The 19,397-nt window shown below is 55.8% G+C and carries 18 protein-coding genes; 10 read left to right on the plus strand and 8 right to left on the minus strand.

From position 1 onward, the window contains the following. The coding region (locus ACTRWH_RS18765; RefSeq protein WP_462826727.1) for a hypothetical protein at nucleotides 1–269 on the plus strand (269 nt) is incomplete at its 5' end. 73 nt (nucleotides 270–342) lie between these two features. On the opposite strand, the gene pssA is transcribed toward ACTRWH_RS18765, so the two are convergent. The 4 genes from pssA to ACTRWH_RS18785 form a co-directional block, all read right to left on the minus strand. Beyond that, nucleotides 343–1,194, minus strand: a complete 852-nt coding sequence (pssA, locus tag ACTRWH_RS18770; RefSeq protein ID WP_036203693.1) for a CDP-diacylglycerol--serine O-phosphatidyltransferase — start codon at nucleotides 1,192–1,194, stop codon at nucleotides 343–345. A 90-nt stretch (nucleotides 1,195–1,284) separates the two neighbouring features. Further along, nucleotides 1,285–2,301, minus strand: coding sequence for a ketol-acid reductoisomerase (ilvC, locus tag ACTRWH_RS18775; protein ID WP_007155057.1), 1,017 nt, complete (start codon nucleotides 2,299–2,301; stop codon nucleotides 1,285–1,287). A gap of 68 nt (nucleotides 2,302–2,369) precedes the next feature. Next, nucleotides 2,370–2,861, minus strand: a complete 492-nt coding sequence (ilvN, locus tag ACTRWH_RS18780; protein ID WP_007155058.1) for an acetolactate synthase small subunit — start codon at nucleotides 2,859–2,861, stop codon at nucleotides 2,370–2,372. Nucleotides 2,862–2,863: 2 nt separating this feature from the next. Further along, entirely contained in the window at nucleotides 2,864–4,582 is a 1,719-nt protein-coding gene (locus ACTRWH_RS18785; protein WP_085681584.1) for an acetolactate synthase 3 large subunit, read from the minus strand. Between the two features lie 498 nt (nucleotides 4,583–5,080). Here ACTRWH_RS18785 and ACTRWH_RS18790 point away from each other — a divergent pair, with 498 nt between their 5' ends. Beyond that, nucleotides 5,081–5,539: a DUF4124 domain-containing protein gene (locus tag ACTRWH_RS18790; protein WP_350033409.1), complete on the plus strand. Its 459-nt coding sequence runs from the start codon at nucleotides 5,081–5,083 to the stop codon at nucleotides 5,537–5,539. 67 nt (nucleotides 5,540–5,606) lie between these two features. On the opposite strand, the gene clpB is transcribed toward ACTRWH_RS18790, so the two are convergent. From clpB to rluD, 3 genes are all read right to left on the minus strand, one after another. Then, nucleotides 5,607–8,183 (minus strand): ATP-dependent chaperone ClpB, encoded by a 2,577-nt coding sequence (clpB, locus tag ACTRWH_RS18795; RefSeq protein WP_036203689.1) that lies wholly within the window; start codon nucleotides 8,181–8,183, stop codon nucleotides 5,607–5,609. A gap of 143 nt (nucleotides 8,184–8,326) precedes the next feature. Continuing rightward, nucleotides 8,327–9,070, minus strand: coding sequence for a peptidoglycan editing factor PgeF (pgeF, locus tag ACTRWH_RS18800; RefSeq protein WP_075195694.1), 744 nt, complete (start codon nucleotides 9,068–9,070; stop codon nucleotides 8,327–8,329). Continuing rightward, nucleotides 9,060–10,037, minus strand: a complete 978-nt coding sequence (rluD, locus tag ACTRWH_RS18805) for a 23S rRNA pseudouridine(1911/1915/1917) synthase RluD (RefSeq protein ID WP_085681587.1) — start codon at nucleotides 10,035–10,037, stop codon at nucleotides 9,060–9,062. The genes pgeF and rluD overlap by 11 nt, the downstream gene beginning before the upstream one ends. Before the next feature lie 136 nt (nucleotides 10,038–10,173). Between rluD and ACTRWH_RS18810 the strand changes: the two genes are divergently transcribed. Further along, complete coding sequence (locus ACTRWH_RS18810; RefSeq protein ID WP_041336829.1) at nucleotides 10,174–11,010, plus strand: outer membrane protein assembly factor BamD; 837 nt, start codon at nucleotides 10,174–10,176, stop codon at nucleotides 11,008–11,010. A gap of 44 nt (nucleotides 11,011–11,054) precedes the next feature. Here ACTRWH_RS18810 and ACTRWH_RS18815 read toward each other — a convergent pair whose 3' ends face one another. Beyond that, on the minus strand, nucleotides 11,055–12,707 hold the full coding sequence (locus tag ACTRWH_RS18815; RefSeq protein ID WP_085681588.1) for an NAD+ synthase: 1,653 nt from the start codon (nucleotides 12,705–12,707) through the stop codon (nucleotides 11,055–11,057). 85 nt (nucleotides 12,708–12,792) lie between these two features. On the opposite strand from ACTRWH_RS18815, the gene ACTRWH_RS18820 reads away from it, so the two are divergent. The 7 genes from ACTRWH_RS18820 (at nucleotide 12,793) to ACTRWH_RS18850 (ending at nucleotide 19,353) form a co-directional block, all read left to right on the plus strand. Then, on the plus strand, nucleotides 12,793–14,439 hold the full coding sequence (locus ACTRWH_RS18820; protein ID WP_462826728.1) for an ATP-binding protein: 1,647 nt from the start codon (nucleotides 12,793–12,795) through the stop codon (nucleotides 14,437–14,439). 53 nt (nucleotides 14,440–14,492) lie between these two features. Further along, nucleotides 14,493–15,881, plus strand: coding sequence for a sigma-54-dependent transcriptional regulator (locus ACTRWH_RS18825; protein ID WP_305937457.1), 1,389 nt, complete (start codon nucleotides 14,493–14,495; stop codon nucleotides 15,879–15,881). A gap of 121 nt (nucleotides 15,882–16,002) precedes the next feature. Further along, a complete protein-coding gene (locus ACTRWH_RS18830) occupies nucleotides 16,003–16,575 on the plus strand; it encodes a GspH/FimT family pseudopilin (RefSeq protein ID WP_305937458.1) in 573 nt (190 codons plus the stop codon). A 156-nt stretch (nucleotides 16,576–16,731) separates the two neighbouring features. Then, the gene (locus ACTRWH_RS18835; protein WP_083637211.1) at nucleotides 16,732–17,217 is read left to right on the plus strand and encodes a GspH/FimT family pseudopilin; all 486 of its coding nucleotides are present in this window, start codon (nucleotides 16,732–16,734) and stop codon (nucleotides 17,215–17,217) included. Nucleotides 17,218–17,225: 8 nt separating this feature from the next. Beyond that, complete coding sequence (gene pilV, locus ACTRWH_RS18840; RefSeq protein ID WP_052479560.1) at nucleotides 17,226–17,708, plus strand: type IV pilus modification protein PilV; 483 nt, start codon at nucleotides 17,226–17,228, stop codon at nucleotides 17,706–17,708. A gap of 2 nt (nucleotides 17,709–17,710) precedes the next feature. Continuing rightward, nucleotides 17,711–18,838, plus strand: a complete 1,128-nt coding sequence (locus tag ACTRWH_RS18845) for a PilW family protein (protein WP_075195688.1) — start codon at nucleotides 17,711–17,713, stop codon at nucleotides 18,836–18,838. Between the two features lie 32 nt (nucleotides 18,839–18,870). Next, complete coding sequence (locus ACTRWH_RS18850; RefSeq protein WP_199480883.1) at nucleotides 18,871–19,353, plus strand: pilus assembly PilX family protein; 483 nt, start codon at nucleotides 18,871–18,873, stop codon at nucleotides 19,351–19,353. Nucleotides 19,354–19,397 lie beyond the last annotated feature (44 nt).

Below are 19,397 nucleotides of genomic sequence, written 5' to 3' on the forward strand. Positions count from 1 at the left end.
GCATCCGAAATACCTCGGCCAGCGCCCACACGAATTACTTGGTTAACTTTTTAAAGAGCGTTCGGGGCTTGCCCGATCAAGGTGGCGTATTCTACATCGAATCGCCGCCTTGTCAACCGTTTATTTTGACTTCGGTTTTAAACCGAAAAACTGCCAACAAATTCAAACGGTTGCCTTTCAATTTCTGGTCCGCCTCGGTGGCGTTCCCCTCGAAAGAGATGCGCATTCTACAGAGCCCTGAGAATGTGTCAACGAGGTTAATCAATTAATTTTACTCTGTTTCGGTTACCCCCTATAACGCTGATCAAACCTCAATCAGAACGTTCATTTTTCAGGCCGAAATTACGCCGACTCGCCTGCCGAGCGGCGCGATTTTCTAAACAGTGCAAAAACCGGCCCCGACAACGCATAGATAAGGAACCCGCTAAACAGGACTGTTGCCGGATCAAGCGCGACAACCACAAACATCAGCACCACCAGGAGTATTGCAGCGAACGGCACCCGCCCCCGCATATCCAGGTCCTTGAAACTCTTATAGAGAATGTTGCTGACCATCAACACACCACAACCGCCAACGACGATGATCGTCATGAGGGTTAGCCAACTGGCCGGCTCCATCGCATGAAAACACCACACTAACCCGGCAACACACGCTGCAGCCGCAGGACTGGGCAGCCCCACGAAAAACTTCTTGTCCATGGAGCCGATCTGGGTGTTGAATCGTGCCAACCGCAAAGCAGCTCCCGCCACATAGATAAAGGTAATAGCCCAACCAACCTGACCAAGACTGTTCAGCGACCAGAAGAACGCCACCATACCCGGAGCCACACCAAAGGCGACCATATCCGCGAGACTGTCGTATTCCTCGCCGAACTTACTCTGAGTATTGGTCAACCTGGCAACCCGACCGTCAAGCCCATCCAGGATCATGGATACAAAGATCGCAATCGCGGCATTGTCGAATACGCCGTTTGCGGCGGAAACGATCGCGTAGAAGCCAGAGAACAGGGAAGCCGTTGTCAGCGCATTAGGCAGCAGGTATATCCCCTTGCGACGAACCGGCGCCCCCTCTACCAACTCTTCCTCGACAACTTCGCCGGACTCAATATCATGTTCATGACCAGAGGCGTCTGACCGTCCCCGAACATCTTTCTTTTCAGCCTGTGTTTCGGCCTGCTTCTTTTCATCAGTCATTCCAATCACTCCGGAAAGCATTTAGGCGGAGTATATACGAAAAACGCGGCCACCCGGGCCGCGTTTTCCAAACCAGTCCGAGGTACCGGATCAGTTTTTGTCTTTGTCCACGATCTTGTTCGCGGAGATCCAGGGCATCATGGAGCGCAGTTTTTCGCCAACGGTCTCAATCTGATGCTCGGCATTAATGCGGCGACGGGCCGTCATGGACGGGTAGTTGCTGCTGCCTTCCTGAATAAACATCTTGGCGTATTCACCGGTCTGGATGCGCTTCAAGGCATTGCGCATAGCTTCGCGGGATTGCTCGTTGATGATCTCCGGACCAGTCACGTACTCACCATACTCCGCGTTGTTGGAGATGGAGTAGTTCATGTTGGCAATACCGCCCTCGTACATCAGGTCAACAATCAGCTTCAGCTCGTGCAGACACTCGAAGTACGCCATTTCAGGCTCGTAACCGGCATCCACGAGTGTTTCGAAGGCCGCCTTTACCAGCTCAACGGTACCACCACAGAGAACAGCCTGCTCACCAAACAGATCGGTTTCAGTCTCATCCTTGAAGGTGGTTTCGATGATGCCGGTGCGGCCGCCACCGATACCGCTGGCGTACGAGAGCGCCAGGTTCTTGGCGTTGCCGGAAGCATCCTGGAAGATGGCAATCAGATCAGGGATACCGCCGCCACGGGTAAATTCGGTGCGCACAGTGTGGCCCGGCGCTTTCGGGGCAATCATGATCACATCCAGATCTTTGCGCGGCACGATCTGGTTGTAGTGGATCGCAAAACCGTGGGCAAACGCCAGAGTGGCGCCCTGCTTCAGATTCGGCTCGATCTCTGCGTTATACAGTTGGGCCTGGAACTCGTCCGGCGTCAGAACCATAACGACATCCGCTGCGGCAACTGCTGCGGGAACGTCACTGGTTTTGAGGCCATAGGCTTCCGCCTTGGCAATGGAAGAAGAACCTGGGCGCAGACCAACCGTTACATCCACACCGGACTCTTTCAGGTTGCATGCATGCGCGTGCCCCTGTGAGCCAAAACCGATGATGGCAACTTTCTTGCCCTGAATGATGGAAAGATCACAATCCTTATCGTAATAAACCTGCATGGAAAACCTCTATAATATTGTATTGGCCTTTTGGGGGCCGTCATTGTACAGAATGATGTCAGTGCCTGTTACAGGCTTAATACCTTTTCACCACGGGCGATGCCCGAAACCCCGCTGCGAACAACCTCAAGCACGCCCGAGGTACCCACCGCCTGAATAAAGCCGTCCAGTTTTTCACTGGCACCGGCCAACTGAACGGTATAGACCGAGCTGGTAACATCCACGATCTGGCCACGGAAGATATCAACCGTACGCTTGATCTCGGCACGCTGGGACCCGGTGGCCTTGAGCTTGACCAGCATCAGCTCACGCTCGATGTGGGAGCCTTCCGTCAGATCCACCAGCTTGACCACTTCAATCAGCTTGTTGAGCTGCTTGGTGATCTGCTCGATGACTTTGTCCGAGCCTGTGGTTGTTACCGTCAGGCGCGACAGGGTTTCGTCCTCGGTCGGCGCCACCGTCAACGTTTCAATGTTGTAGTTACGCTGCGAGAACAGACCAACAACACGGGACAGTGCACCGGGCTCGTTTTCAAGCAAAACAGAAATGATTCGACGCATGATCAGACCCTCTCCGTCTTGCTGAGCCACATGTCCTTCATTGAACCACGGGCCACCTGCATCGGGTAGACGTGTTCAAAACGGTCCACGTAGATATCAACGAAAACCAGCCGGTCTTTCATCGCCAGCACTTCTTTGAGCTTTGGCACCAGATCTTCCTTTCGGTCGATTCGGACACCAACGTGACCATAGGCCTCTGCCAGTTTGATGAAGTCCGGCAGGGACTCCATGTAGGACTGGGAGTGACGGGACTCGTAGTTCATGTCCTGCCACTGCTTGACCATACCAAGGGCCTGGTTATTCAGATTGATGATCTTTACTGGAATATCGTACTGACTACAGGTCGACAGCTCCTGGATATTCATCTGGATACTGCCTTCACCGGTAATGCAAAGCACCTCGTCATCGGGGAAGTTCAACTTGACCCCCATAGCCGCTGGCAAGCCGAAGCCCATGGTGCCAAGGCCGCCGGAGTTGATCCAGCGATTGGGTTTATCAAACTTGTAGTACTGGGCTGCAAACATCTGGTGCTGACCCACATCGGAGGTCACAAAGGCTTCACCATTGGTAAGCTTCCAGAGCGCCTCCACCACTTCCTGAGGCTTGATGACATCCGGGCTGGTCTCGTAACGCATGCCATGGAATGCCCGCCACTCTTCAATCTGCTTCCACCAGGCAGCAATTGCATCGGCGTCAGGCTTTTCCTTGCTCTCTTTGACGAGAGTGATCATTTCCTTAAGCACCGCATCCACCGGGCCAACAATGGGAACATCCGCATCAATGGTTTTGGAGATGGAGGCCGGGTCGATATCGATATGGACAATGCGGGCACCGGGACAGAATTTTTCTGTCGCGTTGGTCACCCGGTCATCGAATCGCGCCCCCACGCAGAGGATAAGATCCGAATGATGCATGGCCATGTTGGATTCGTAGGTGCCATGCATGCCCAGCCAGCCGATGTGCTGAGTATCGGAGGCCGGATAACACCCAATGCCCATCAGAGTGTTGGTAATCGGATAACCCAACATCCTGACCAACTCGGTCAGCTGATCCGTGGCCTTGCCGAGGATGACACCGCCGCCCGCATAAATTATGGGACGCTTGGCTGCCATGAGCATATCGACGGCTTTCTTGATCTGCCCAGCGTGGCCACGAATGGCCGGATTGTACGAACGGAGCTTGACCTTCTTGGGAAAGACATACTCGTAACGCTCGTTTGGCGTTGTCATATCTTTCGGGATATCAACAACAACCGGTCCGGGACGACCTGTTGAGGCAATGTAATAGGCCTTGCGAACGATCTCGGGGATCTCTTCCGGATGACGGACACTCAGGTTGTGTTTCACGACAGGACGGGAGACACCGATCATATCGGTCTCCTGGAATGCATCTTCACCAATCAGAGTCGATGCAACCTGACCGCACAGGACCACCATCGGGATGGAATCCATGAAGGCAGTGGCAATGCCAGTGATGGTGTTGGTGGCTCCAGGACCCGAGGTCACCAGAACGGTGCCCGGTAATCCGGTAGCACGGGCATAACCGTCGGCCATGTGGACCGCAGCCTGCTCGTGACGCACCAGAATGTGCTTGACTTTGTCCTGCCTGAACAGCGCGTCATAAATATGCAACGCTGCACCACCCGGATAGCCATATATGTATTCGATCCCCTCATCTTGCAGGGACCGGATCAGCATATCGGCGCCAGACAATAACTCCACGATGTTCTACCCTCTTCTACGAGTGAATGAGCCGGGAAACGTCCCGGTTGCCTGGATGTCCGGACATCATGCTTCTTGTGAAAGCTGAACCGGATACTCCGCCACACCAGCTATTAAGAGGTTGTCTCCTGGCCAGCCGCCCTCCTGAGGGTTGCGGAGAACGGCCAATCAACGGGTTGCACGTAAGCAACAACCAGTCCGCGACCTGCGCGGGGCATTCAGTGTGGTAATTAACGGGGGATACTCGCTCGGGATTGCCTGCCGTATTGACCCCAGTCTTCAGGCAATCGGTAATTTTGACAGCGCTAAACTCCCTGTCAATAGCGGCGGCTGTTTTCTCTGCCCGTACCCACCGAAGGTCTGCCATACTTTGTGCAACTATTTGAACCAGATTGAAGAAACTTGCCTTTACAAATGGCATGATAAACATAGGCTAACATAGAGACGGGGCCGCTACGGGCGGAACTTCGACAAGGCTAACGCGGAATGAGCAACGGCATGAACAGAAAAACCCTCACCCTGGCAGTACTTCTGGCTGCGACACCATCAATGGCTTTCGCGGCTTCCGTGTATAAATGGACCGACGAAGACGGGGTTACGCACTTTGGCGATCGGCAGCCAACCGGACAGCAGGCGGAGTCCGTCAATGTTCGCACCGGCAAATCCTCCGGAGGCAACCGGATGAGCCCGCAGGAACAATTGGAACAGCTCGAAACCCAGGAAGCCAAAGAAAGCGAGAAGCGCCAGGAAAGCGCCGTAGAGGAAGCGCGGCGCAAACAACGGGAAGCCAACTGCGAAACCGCACGCACCAATCTTAAGCTAATTCAGCAGAACAGCAGGATCCGTATAGAAGAGGAAGGGGAACTGCGGTACCTGACCCCCGAAGAAATCGAGGAGCAGAAACAGCAGTTTGAGAAAATCGCAGAGGAAAACTGCGGCGAACCTGCCGAAGGTTAATGCAAGAGACACTCTGGTTGGATCCGGACGAGGGAGAGCACAATGCTCCGCCTCGTCGCTCCTGACATTACGCTTTCAAGAACTCCAAACCATGATCTTTGACCGACCCACGAATGGTATCACCGGGCAGGAAGTCCCCTTGCAATAACCTCTGGGCCAGCGGATTCTCAATCATTCGTTGAATGGCCCGCTTCAATGGACGCGCACCGTAAACGGGGTCGTAGCCAACTTCCGCCAGCAACTCCATCGCTGCGTCGTCCAGCATCAACGACATATCCTGCTCTTTCAGGCGCTTGCCCAGAGCATTAATCTGAATCCGGGCAATGCCCTGAATCTGACTTTCAGCCAGCGGATGAAACACCACCACTTCATCCACCCGGTTAATGAACTCTGGCCTGAAGTGAGTACCCACTACGTCCATAACGTCCTTCTTCATGGACTCGTAGTTTTCCTCACCCGCTTTCTGCTGAATGATGTCCGACCCCAGGTTTGAGGTCATCACGATGACGGTATTGCGAAAATCCACCGTTCTGCCCTGACCATCTGTAAGGCGCCCATCCTCAAGCACCTGCAACAGAATATTAAATACGTCCGGGTGCGCCTTCTCAACTTCATCCAACAACAACACTGAGTAGGGCCGGCGGCGGACGGCCTCGGTCAGGTAGCCACCCTCTTCATAACCAACGTATCCCGGAGGGGCACCGATCAGCCGAGCGACGGAATGCTTCTCCATGAACTCAGACATGTCGATTCGAACCATGGCCTCCTCGGTATCAAAGAGGAACGACGCCAGGGCTTTGCAGAGCTCAGTCTTACCCACACCGGTCGGCCCCAGGAACAGGAAAGAACCATTAGGGCGGTGAGGGTCTGACAGTCCTGCACGGGACCGACGAACCGCGTTGGACACGGCCTCAACGGCTTCGTCCTGACCGATGACACGTCCATGGAGGGCTTCCTCCATTCGCATCAGCTTGTCGCGTTCGCCCTCGAGCATCTTCGAAACCGGAATACCCGTCCACTTGGACACCACTTCGGCGATTTCCTCATCGGTCACGCGGTTACGCAGCAGCTTCATCTCCATCATTTCCGCCTGGCTCGCCATATCCAGTTGGCGCTCCAGCTCCGGAATCCGGCCGTATTGCAACTCCGACATGCGCCCGAGATCGCCTGCACGGCGGGCATTTTCCAGGTCGATCCGGGCTTGTTCCAGTTGACTCTTGATCTTCTGGGAACCATGCAGTGCCGCTTTTTCGGTATTCCAGACCTCTTCCAGGTCCGCGTACTCACGCTCGATACCGGAGATGACATCCGAGAGCTCAGAAAGCCGCTTCTTGGAGGCGGCATCGGTTTCCTTTTTCAACGCCTCCCGCTCTATTTTCAATTGGATCAGACGCCGCTCAAGGCGATCCAGCGCTTCTGGCTTGGAGTCCATCTCCATGCGGATCTGGCTTGCAGCCTCATCCACCAGATCAATGGCCTTGTCCGGCAACTGACGGTCAGCGATGTAACGATGAGACAACTTGGCCGCTGCGATGATGGCACCGTCTGTGACCTCCACGCCGTGATGAACTTCGTAGCGCTCCTTCAGGCCGCGGAGGATCGCTATGGTGTCCTCCTCGGTAGGCTCGGAGACCAGTACCTTCTGGAACCGACGCTCAAGGGCGGCGTCTTTCTCAATATTTTCGCGATACTCGTCAAGGGTGGTGGCGCCCACGCAATGTAGCTCCCCGCGCGACAGGGCGGGCTTGAGCATATTGCCGGCGTCCATGGAACCTTCCGCTTTACCGGCGCCGACCATGGTGTGAATTTCGTCGATGAACAGGATGATCTGTCCTTCCTGCTTGGACAACTCATTCAGCACGGATTTGAGGCGCTCTTCAAACTCACCCCGGAACTTGGCGCCCGCAATCAGCGAGCCCATATCCAAAGACAGCACGCGCTTGTTCTTGAGCCCTTCTGGCACCTCGCCGTTGACAATGCGCTGGGCAAGTCCTTCTACAATTGCGGTTTTACCCACACCGGGCTCACCAATGAGCACCGGATTGTTCTTGCGACGACGCTGCAGTACCTGAATGGTCCGACGGATTTCATCATCGCGACCAATCACCGGGTCCAATTTGCCAGCCTCGGCACGTTCGGTCAGATCAATGGTGTATTTGGAAAGCGCCTGTCGATGCTCTTCTGCAGACGCATCGTCAACCGACTCACCGCCTCTGACCTCATCGATGGCACGCTCCAATGCGGATTTGTCGACACCCTGCTCCCGCAGAACCCGCCCAAGGCTGCCCCGATCCTCTAGTGCGGCCAGCAGCAGCAATTCGCTGGAAATGAACTGGTCACCACGTTTCTGCGCCAGCTTGTCGGCAATATTGAAGAGCCGGCCCATATCGTTTGACATAGAGACATCGCCGGCAGAGCCCTGCACTTCCGGCAGGTTTTCAATCTCCCGGGCCACAGCCTGGCGTATCCGGGAAGGCTCAGCGCCCGATTGTTTCAACAGCGGCTTGATGGAGCTGCCTTCCTGGTCCATCAGCGCCTGCATCAGGTGCACGGGTTCTATAAAGTTGTGATCCCTGCCTACCGCTAGCGACTGGGCGTCGGCCAGTGCTGTCTGGAGTTTGCTGGTCAGTTTGTCGATTCTCATAATTCGGTCTTCCCAAATCTCTGTCACTGAACCGATGGGAGAATTCCATCGGCGACATTGCGTCTGCTTTGACAGTTAATGTAGGGGCGATTGGTGGGAGTTCAAGCAGACCGGACGGGAAAGTGTCAGAAAATTGACGAATGTCATGAGATGAATATCAGGCTTGCCATTCTCCCGGTTTGCCCGTCTCGACGATAGGAGAAAAAACGCTCACGATCGGTCACCGTGCAGAATTCACCACCGTAGACCTGAAGCACACCTGCCATTGCCAGCCTCTGCCGGGCAAGCTCATAGATATCCGCAAGATAATGGGTAGGATTTCGAGGGCTGGAAATGAACGCATCACCCGATTGGGAATCGCTCATCAGGAAAGCCTCCCTGACCTCGGGGCCAACCTCAAACTGCTCAGGACCAATGGCCGGCCCCAACCACGCCAGGACGGCAGCAGGATTACCCAGATACTCAACCGTTCGCTCCAGAACACCACCACACAAGCCGCGCCAGCCAGCATGGGCAGCGGCCACCTGGCCACTGGCGGGGTTACAGAAAAGCACCGGAAGACAGTCCGCTGTCATCACCACACATGCCACCCCAGGCTGGGAGGTCACACTGGCATCCGCGGTGACCGCACCCGACTGCGGCAACTCAACAACGTCAGTACCATGAACCTGGTTAAGCCAACCGAACGACTGAGCGCCGGGCTCAGCCCACTGCCCAAGCAGGGACCGATTTTTCGCAACATCATCGGGATGATCTCCCACATGCGTGCCGAGGTTCAGGGATTGCCACGGCGCTTGGCTGACCCCGCCCATTCTCGTCGTGCATGCGGCATGCACCCAAGACGGAGCGGGCCAGTCAGGGACAATCACCGGCAGTTCAGACGTCATGGTTCTCCAACTCCTTAACGTGCTTTCGAAGTGCGGCCAGCAGACCTTCGATGTCATCGGGCAGTGGCACCTCCCAAGCCAGTATCTCACCGGTTTGCGGGTGTTCCAATGTCAACTGGCGTGCATGGAGCGCCTGCCGCTGGAAACTGGCAAGCACGTCCCTCAGTTCGTCTGTTGTGCCTTTCGGCAGACGTAGTCGACCGCCATACTGAGGGTCGCCCACCAATGGATGTTTCACGTGGGCCATATGCACCCGTATCTGGTGGGTACGGCCGCTCTCCAGCTTACAGCGAACGTGGGTGTGCGCTGCGAACCGCTCCACCAGGCGATAATGCGTTACCGCCGGCTTACCGGTAGGCACGACCGCCATTTTCTTGCGCTCACGAGGGTGGCGACCAATCGGTGCATCCACCGTCGAGCCTCCAGTAAGGGTGCCAACCACAATGGCTTCGTATTCCCGCCCCATGGTCCGGGTCTGCAACTGGTCGACCAGCGATGTGTGAGCAATCAGGCTGCGCGCTACCACCATGATGCCGGACGTATCTTTGTCGAGACGATGCACAATCCCTGCTCTGGGCAGGTTCTCCACTTCCGGGGCATGGTTGAGCAGGGCATTGACCAGGGTGCCGTCAGCGTGGCCTGCCGCCGGGTGGACCACGAGGCCCGCAGGCTTGTTAATGACCAACAGGTGCTCGTCTTCATACACAATATCCAAGTCTATCGATTCCGCTTCCCAACTGACTTGCGCTTCCGGCTCCGCATCCAGATCGAGCCGGTCGCCCAGCATTACCTTGTCCCGGGGCTTACAGGTTTTTCCATTGACCGTCAGTGCGCCGCTTTTGATCCAGCCCTGCAGTCGGGAGCGCGAGTGCTCCGGCATCAGTTCGGCCGCAGCCTGATCCAGGCGGCGGTCGCTGTGCTCCGGTGGAATGGAGAAGCTGGCGATAATACGGTTTTCAGATGACATTGAGCCCCCGGGGCCGGTATGAGTGTTACGTTTGAGTCAGAATTTCTGAATCCACGGCGCGTGCCACTGCACATGTGAACGGATCCCCGTTACAATGGCCGACGTTTCGAATTTTGCCATTATACGGGATTCCGGCATGAGATCAGTTGTCCGATTACTGCTAGTCACCACCGCAGCGCTATTCATCAGTGCCTGCGCATCGAACGATAAGCAGGAAGAAGTGCTGCCGGAACAAACCTATTACGAAAATGCCCGCGATGCGATGAACTCGGGCAACTTCAACGAAGCCGAGCAGAACCTCGACTATCTGGAAACCTACTACCCATTTGGCCGCTATGCGGAACAGGCCCAATTGGACCTCATTTATGCCCGCTACCAGAATCTTGACCTGGAAGGGGCCCGCGCGGCGGCAGACCGTTTTCTCAGACTGAATCCACAGAGCGATCACGCCGACTATGCGCTCTATATGCGAGGCCTGGCATCCTATAATCTGGATATTGGCCTGGCTGCCCGCTACTTCCCGGTGGACGTTTCGGCAAGAGACCCCGGCGAACAGCGCCAGGCGTTCCGGGACTTTTCCGAGCTGCTGAACCGCTACCCCTCCAGCGAATACGCTCCAGATGCCCGCCAGCGCATGATTGCGATCCGCAACCGCCTAGCTGAACTGGAACTTTACGCGGCACGATATTACATCAGCCGTGAAGCTTACATCGCGGCGAACAACCGAGCTCGATACATTATCGAAAATTATTCAACGACGCCGTCCGTCGAAGAAGCCTTGATCATCCTGGCGGAAACGTTCCGTTTCATGGATCTGAAAAAAGGAGCAACGGATGCCGTGGCAATGCTGAAAGAGAACTTCCCGGACAGCGCCGCCTTCAATGAGAACGGAGAGTTCCAGCCAGACATACTCAAACGCGAGGACCGCTCCCTGTCTAGCGTGGTGACCTTCGGCCTGATGGGCGACGAATAAGATTTGGTAGGGCTGCCCGAGCAATCAGGCAGCCCGCTGGCAATCTACTTCCCGCTTTTCCAGCCATTGGTGATCGGATACCGCCGATCCTTACCAAAACCCCTTTCGGTAATTCTCACGCCAATCGGCGCCTGCCTGCGCTTATATTCGTTAATATCCACCAGCCGCACCACGCGATCGACATCCGCCCTGTCGAATCCCTGCACCACAATGGCATCGGCACTGAGATCCCGCTCCACATAGAGATTGAGGATCTGATCAAGAACGTCGTATCCCGGCAGGCTATCCTCGTCTTTCTGATCCGGTGCCAGCTCTGCCGACGGCGGACGGGTAATGACCCGTTCCGGAATCACCTGCGAAACACTGTTCCGATACCAGGCGAGGCGAAAAACCAGGGTTTTGGGAACGTCCTTGAGCACATCAAAGCCGCCGGCCATATCCCCGTACAGGGTCGAGTAGCCCACCGCCATTTCACTTTTGTTGCCAGTCGTCAGCACCAGCGAACCGAACTTGTTGGACAGAGACATCAACAGAACGCCCCGCAGCCGGGCCTGCAGATTCTCCTCGGTGGTGTCAGGTTGCGTGCCCTCAAACGGGGCCGCCAATGTTTTCATAAAGGCATCATACATCGGCTCAATGGAGAACACGTCGTATTGAACGCCCAGGGCCACGGCCTCGGCTTCCGCGTCTTCAATACTCATACCCGAGGTATAGCGAAAAGGCATCATCACCGCGCGTACCCGGTCGGCCCCCAGGGCATCCGCCGCAACAGCCAGGGTCACCGCTGAATCGATACCGCCGGAGAGCCCCAGAACAACGGATTTAAAACCATTCTTGTTGACGTAGTCCCGCACTCCCAGGACCAGGGCCTTGTAGACATTTTCCTCCAGCGACGGTTCGGCAACGGCAGGCTGCGGGATTGGCTGGCAATGATGCTCACAGACGAAGTCCACCGGATAGAGCCCTTCGCTGAACTGTGGTGCTTCGGCTGCAAGCACCCCGGAATGGTCGTAAACCACAGAGCCACCATCAAAGACCAGTTCGTCCTGCCCGCCAATCAGATTGACGTAGACAATACTCACCCGATTCTCAAAAGCCTTGCGTTCTACCAGAGCCTTTCGCCGCACCTGCTTGTCAATATCGTAGGGTGATGCATTGAGGTTGACGACCAGTCTGGCGCCTGCCGCGGCAGCGTCTTCCACCGGCCCCTCGCTCCAAATGTCCTCACAGATGGTAATGCCCACTGGCACCCCTTTGATATCCATGACCAGAGTATCCACGCCATTGGCAAAATAGCGCTTCTCGTCGAAAACCTGATAATTGGGAGGAAACCGCTTGAAGTAGCGACCGGTTATATTTCCCTGCTCAATGGCGACCGCAGCGTTGTAAAGTAGAGCGCCCTCCCGTATCGGAGCCCCCACGATGATGGCGGGGCCCAGATGCTCCCCGCGCAAGGTTTCCAGCGCGTCTGCAACGCGCACATCCATACTAGGCCTTAATAAAAGGTCTTCCGGTGGGTAACCGGTAAGACACAATTCCGGGAACACAACCAGATCCGCCTGATGCTCCTGTTCCGCGCGTCGGGTCGCCTCAATCACCTTTTGGGTATTGCCAGGGATATCGCCCACCAGAAAATCGAGTTGGGCCATCACTACCCGAAGTTTTCCGGGCCCCTGACCATCCTTTTGCACGGACATAACGCAGCTCCTGTAACTCATTGCCATTAAAAGGCTATTATAACCCCGCAAGACATCAGAATTCTCGCGGGATATCCACTGGACGATGGCGCAACCAACCACTCCTGATCAGCAGCCCATTACCGATACACCACCCTCAAACCAGAGGGGCCGGCTGTTTCGGGTCTATAACCACTACCGTGTAGTCGTCAGCGTTATACTGGTGGCGTTGCTGTTTGTGGACCCTATAAACTTCGACTCCCGCTTCCGGGCAATGGATTATTACCAGGCCGGGGTGGTCTGCTATCTCGCCATCAATGGCTTCATTGCCCTGACAATGCTGGCAGGGTTTCAGCCCAGAAGCCGCCATATCACAGTATCCATATTGATGGACATCCTGCTCCTGCATGGACTCCTGATTGCCAGCACCGGCATTACCAATGGCCTGGCGAATCTGGTTATCGTTTCCGTGGCTGCAGGCAACATACTTACCCCTACCAGGATCGGCACCTTCTACGCGGCGTTGGGTGCTATCTGTTCTCTGGGCATCTCGGCCTGGTCCGTGCTGGTGTTTGATGACTCCGCCGATGAAATTGTTCGCGCTGGCTCCCTGGGCATTCTCTATTTTGCCGCAGCGTTCATCCTCCAATACATATCCCGGCGCATGCTGCGAAGCGAAGCGCTTGCCAGTTCCCGAGCCCGCAGCATTGCCGAACTGGAGCAGATCAATCGCCAGATTATCCAGCGCATGAGAACCGGCATACTTGTTCTCGACCGGTTCGGGCGAATCCGCCTGGCTAATGCTGCTGCGGAAGAATTGCTGTTTGGCACTGCCACCGAGGACTCGAAATTACCCAGCCGGGGACGAAATCTGCCACGGCCGCTCCGAAGAGGCCTCGATACCTGGCTGAAAGACCCTGCCCGCAGAACAGAACCTTTCCAGGCTACACAAACCTCGCCCGTGGTACAGGCCAATTTCACTCAGCTCGATCAGCAGCGCGGCGACCAGATCCTGGTATTTATCGATGACATGAGCAGGGTGACGCAACAGGCCCAGCAAATGAAGCTGGCGTCCCTGGGGCGGCTGACCGCAGGTATTGCCCATGAAATTCGGAACCCGCTGGGGGCCATCAGCCACGCGTCCCAATTGATGAACGAATCCCCCAACCTGGATGAGGGGGATCGCAAAATGCTGGACATCATCGAACGGCATTCCCGACGGGTTAACGGCATCATCGAAAATGTGCTTGACCTGTCGAGACGACGCGCTGCCGACACCGACCTCATTGACGTCGACAAATGGTTATCCGCGTTCCGCGACGATTACCTGCAAACCCAGAGTAACGAACACCAGAAATCCGACGAGATTCTGCTTCGCACCGAACGCAACCTACCCCTGGCGCGCTTTGATGTCAGCCAGATTGAACAAGTGATGGTCAACCTCTGTGACAATGGCCTCCGGTATAGTAAACAGGCGACCGGCGAACGGCGCATAGAACTGTATGCAGGTGTGACCGCCGATGGCGAGCGCGCCTACGTGGATGTTCGCGATTTCGGCCCGGGCATCGCTCCGGAGCACCGCGTGTCTGTTTTTGAACCTTTTTTCACAACCGACAAGAGTGGGACGGGACTCGGCCTTTATCTGGCTCGAGAACTGTGCGAGGCTAATCAGGCTCACCTGTCCCTGGTAGAGGACAACCAGCCCGGCTGTTGTTTCCGCATTACATTCGCCCACCATGGACGGATGATCTAACAAATCCGGAAGCCCGGTAGTCTGAATAACGACATGGAACCGATAACAATCCAATGACCACTCATACCGCCCTGATCGTAGACGACGAACCCGACATCCGGGACCTTCTGGAAATCACACTCAGCCGTATGGGAATAACAACCCTGACCGCGCCAGACATCACCTGCGCGAAGAAGCTTCTGGGTGAACACAAACCACAACTCTGCCTGACAGACATGAACCTGCCCGATGGCAACGGCATCGAGCTTGTGCACTGGATACAGCAGAATACGCCCTGTACCCCTGTGGCTGTAATCACGGCCTACGGCAACATGGATACGGCCATTGAATCCCTGAAGGCCGGTGCCTTCGATTTTGTGTCCAAGCCGGTTGAGCTTCCGCGGCTTCGGGAGTTGGTCAACAGTGCTCTCCGGTTGTCGGAGGCCGAAGCCAACACTCAGGACACTGACGATGAACCGGGTCTGTTACTCGGCAAATCAACAGAAATTCAAAAACTCCGAAGCCAAACTCGGAAACTGGCCAGAAGCCAGGCACCCGTTTTCATCAGCGGGGAATCGGGTAGCGGTAAAGAACTGGTCGCAAGAATGATTCATTTGCAGGGTCCTCGCCGCGACGGTCCCTTTATAGCTGTCAACTGTGGAGCCATCCCCTCTGAACTCATGGAGAGTGAATTTTTTGGGCACAAAAAGGGCAGCTTTACCGGGGCCGTTGAAAACAAAGACGGCCTGTTTCGATCTGCCAACGGTGGCACTTTGTTTCTGGACGAAGTTGCTGACCTGCCTCTGGCAATGCAGGTAAAACTCCTGAGGGCAATTCAGGAAAAGGCTGTCCGCCCGGTTGGCGATACCAAGGAAGTTCCGGTGGATATCCGGGTACTAAGCGCGACCCATAAGAACCTTCCAGATCTGGTTCAGGAAGGCATTTTTCGGCAAGACCTTTTCTACCGGATCAACGTCATTGAACTGGCCGTGCCTCCTCTGCGGGAACGACCAGACGACATTTCCTTGCTTGCTCGCCACATTCTCGAAAGAATCGGTAAAGAATATGAATGCGAACCCGCCTCGCTAACCCAGGGCGCCATCGGGCGGCTCAAACAGTACGATTTCCCGGGCAACGTAAGGGAACTCGAAAATGTTCTGGAGCGCGCCTTTACGCTTTGCGATGCCGATCAAATTGATGCCGGCGATCTGCACCTGGGAAATGGTGTACAGACGGCGTCGTCTCCCACCCAGGTTATCGCGGAAGGCGAGGCCAACGATGACGGGACTGCCCCGGTGCCCGATGGCGAGATTGACCTGGAAAACTACCTGGAGAACATAGAGAGACAAGCCATCGAGAAGGCTCTGGAAGCCACCCGATGGAATAAAACGGCGGCCGCTAAGCGTCTGGGAATCAGCTTTCGAGCGCTTCGGTACCGCCTCAAGAAGCTGGGAATGGAGTGAACGGTATCTCAGAATTCTCTCGCCGGTAACCACCGTTCATTGATATACGGTAGAATTCATGTCGCTTTTCTACAGGATGTAAAAAAGCGCCCAGACCAAACCACCAACATGGATGTTGACTATGCGATACCCTGCCCGAACCAGGGGCTTCACCCTGGTTGAACTTATTCTCACGCTCGCTCTGGTCGCAATGCTCGCCGGAATTGCCAGCACCTCCTGGACTCGGCTTATCTCCTCAACGCGCCACACCGATGTGATCAACGACACTCGCCGGATGTTTGCCGTCGCACGATCCTACGCCGTTCACCAGAAAACCCTGACCACCGTGTGCCCGCTGTCTCCCGCGCTGAGGTGTACCGATGACTGGAATAACGCCGTCTCCGTCTTTCCAGACAGAAACAACGACAAGCGGCCGGATGCGGGAAAAGTCCACCGGGTGTTCACGCTCACGAGGGGGCAGTCCAGCCTCTATTCCCGAACAGCCGGAAGAGGCTACTTCCAGCTATCTGCCAAAGGTATGAGTCACGGCACCATGGGAAGCCTCGTCGCGTGTTCTGCATCAACCAACGGAAGATTTGACATGAGTTACCTGGCCCTCAATATTGGCGGCCGCATTCGGACACTCCATGACGAAGACGGGGATGGGAAAATCAAACTTCCCTGGGGAACGACCATCACCTGCCCTGGCCCATGAACAAAGGCCCGATGGTCGCCCCCAGAGTGTGACCGAAACCTCATCTTCAGCCGCCGAATACCGCCCATACCGGATGTTCGACCGTTCATCGAATAGGCGATGCATATCTATGGCGCCTTTGGTTTACTAACCTGAGGCTTACCAACGGAATTTGGCATGTTGAAGAGAACCGCAGGTTTCACGCTCATAGAACTACTCATCACGATGGTCATTCTCGCGATCATTGCGACTGTTGCGCTCCCCGGCTTTGGCAGGCTGATAGAAAGCAATCGGCTGGTAACCGGCACGAACTTGCTGGTGTCATCCATTAAACTTGCAAGAACAGAAGCCATCAAACGCGGCACAAACGTCACGTTCAGTACCGATGGTGGCCTGGGGGGCGGTTGGTGTGTGCACGAAGGCGATGACGCCGGGGACTGCGCCAATGACCAGATTCGCGGGTTCGAGTCACCTGGTAATCTTACCTTTACTGAAAGCGTAGGCGATCTGGTGTTTGACCGGCGCGGGTTTCTTGTTCCACAAGCTGCTCAAACCTTTACCGTCGCTCCGGTCGGCTGTGCCAGTGGTGACATATCCTTCCGAAGGATCCGGGTAAGCCCGGTTGGACGAACCGAAGTAGATGACGGAGAAGTATGCCCGTGACTCCAACTATGACTCAGACATCTAAGCACCGCTCCGGCCTGGCTTCCCCGAGACACCAGTCCGGTCTTGGAATGATCGAGATCCTCATTACTGTCTTGGTCCTTGCCATCGGCATACTGGGCGTTGCTTCAACACAGGTCGTTTCCCTGCAAATGAACTCTCAGTCCCAGAGCCGGAGCCAGGCGGTCCTGCTCGCGGAAGACCTGCTGGACCGAATTCGTGCGAATTCCGACAATCCCGGTGACTATGCCCTGGCTCAGGACGACGCGCAGGGCGCTGATGGTGGTGATTGCGCCACATCTTTCGTACCGGCAAATGCAACCGTTGCAGCCAACGACATTGCCGCCTGGGAAAACAGCCTCGCCTGCCTTCTTCCAGAGGCTGAGCGTACCGTTGCAGTCGATCCCTTAACCAACGTGGTTACAGTCACCATAGACTGGAACCAGAACGACCAGGCCATGAACCCTGTAGTAGTGAGGACTCAGATTTGATCATGTCAAAGTTCCGCGCTCCCTCTGCCCCCGATACTCGTCCTGGGGCCAGCCAATCAGGCCTGTCGCTGGTTGAGCTGCTGATTGCAACAGCTCTCGGCCTCATTCTTACGCTTGGAGTAATCCAAATTTATCTGAGCGGGAATGAGACCTATCGTCAGACGCAGGGCCTTGCCCACGCGCAGGAAAGCACCCGATTTGTTTCCGCCGTCCTGACACCGGATCTCCGTTCTGCCGGCAGTTTTGGCTGCCTTGCAGAAATGGGCAGACCACTTGACCAGGTTGTCGACAACCGCCTGAATGGCGGCCTGGCGGTACCACTGGATCAGGCACTCCAGGGCTGGGAGTACACGGGAACCGGCCCGGGAGATAGCGTCACGCTGGCAAACGCCATGGCAACGCCCGGCGCCGGTAACTGGGCCTCAGGAACCGCTGGTGCGAACCTGCCCGCCGATCTTGCGGGTTCCGTGATCACCAATTCCGATGTCATTATTGTCAATGCCCTGACTTCTATTGGTGTGCCGTTAAACCCCGCCGTTCCCCAGAATGGTAACAGTATTAACCTTGCTGACGACTCAGGAGTGGAGGCCGGATCCGTCGTTCTGGCCACCCGTGGCGATTGCTCTGAAGGCGAAATGTTTCAGAAGAGCAACAATGCCAATTCCAATTCCATCGTAATGGCTGGCGGCAATGTCAATCCGGGCAATAACGGTAATAACTTCAATCTGAATTACGACCCTCAAACCAGGGTCTATCAGTTTACGTCAATGGCCTATTACATCGGCCAGGGCACCAACGGAGAGCCTGCCTTATTCCGGCGCATGATGACACCGCTCCAGAACCCCCAGGAGCTGGTCTCCGGCGTTGAAACATTGCAGATCCTCTATGGCGAAGATACCGGTGGAACCAGCGCCGCGGATGATTATGTCCCCGCCGACGAGGTAGTCGACTGGAACACCATCGTGAGTGTTCGATTCTCGGTCATGACCCGCAGCCAGGACGAAGTGCTGGAAGAAGAAAATAATCGCAACTTTGACATGCTTGGCAGTGAAGTCTCCCAGGCAAACAACGGGGACCGACGTGTTCGGCTTATCTCCGTCAGCACCACTGCACTCAGGGGGAGAATGTAATGAAAGCGACCCGGAATCGAGTGAAGCCGCCTATGGTAGACGTTAGCCCTCATACTAAACGCCAGCGCGGAGCGACCTTGATCGTGGCCCTTGTCATGCTGCTGATCATTTCTCTGCTAGCCATCGGCGGCATGCAGGGATCCGTGATGCAGGAACGCATGGCGAGCAACGCTCACGACAGTGCGATTTCGTTTCAGGCTTCAGAAGCGACGTTACGACAGAGTGAAAACGATATTCTGAACACCCCAGGTACCCGTGTGACAGCCTTCAGCGAGGCAATGCTCGACAGCCCGTGGGATTGGGATGGCAACAACCCTGCCCGATCTGGCACCGGGGTCGCTGGTCCGGATGTAAGCGCACAACCTGCCTACCATCTCGCGCGTCTTGCGGATGTGTGCCCGATCGAACCCGGACAGCCCTGCTTCGAGCGCTACCTGGCAACGTCTCGGGCCCAAGGGGGAAGCGATGAAGCAGTCACAGTACTCCAATCTACGGTTTTGTTACCACCAGAGTAAATGACGGCGTGTGTTAAAAACCGTCGCCAGACAAACATCACAAT

The sequence above is a fragment of the Marinobacter sp. G5_S1_61_S3 genome (genome assembly GCF_054968585.1).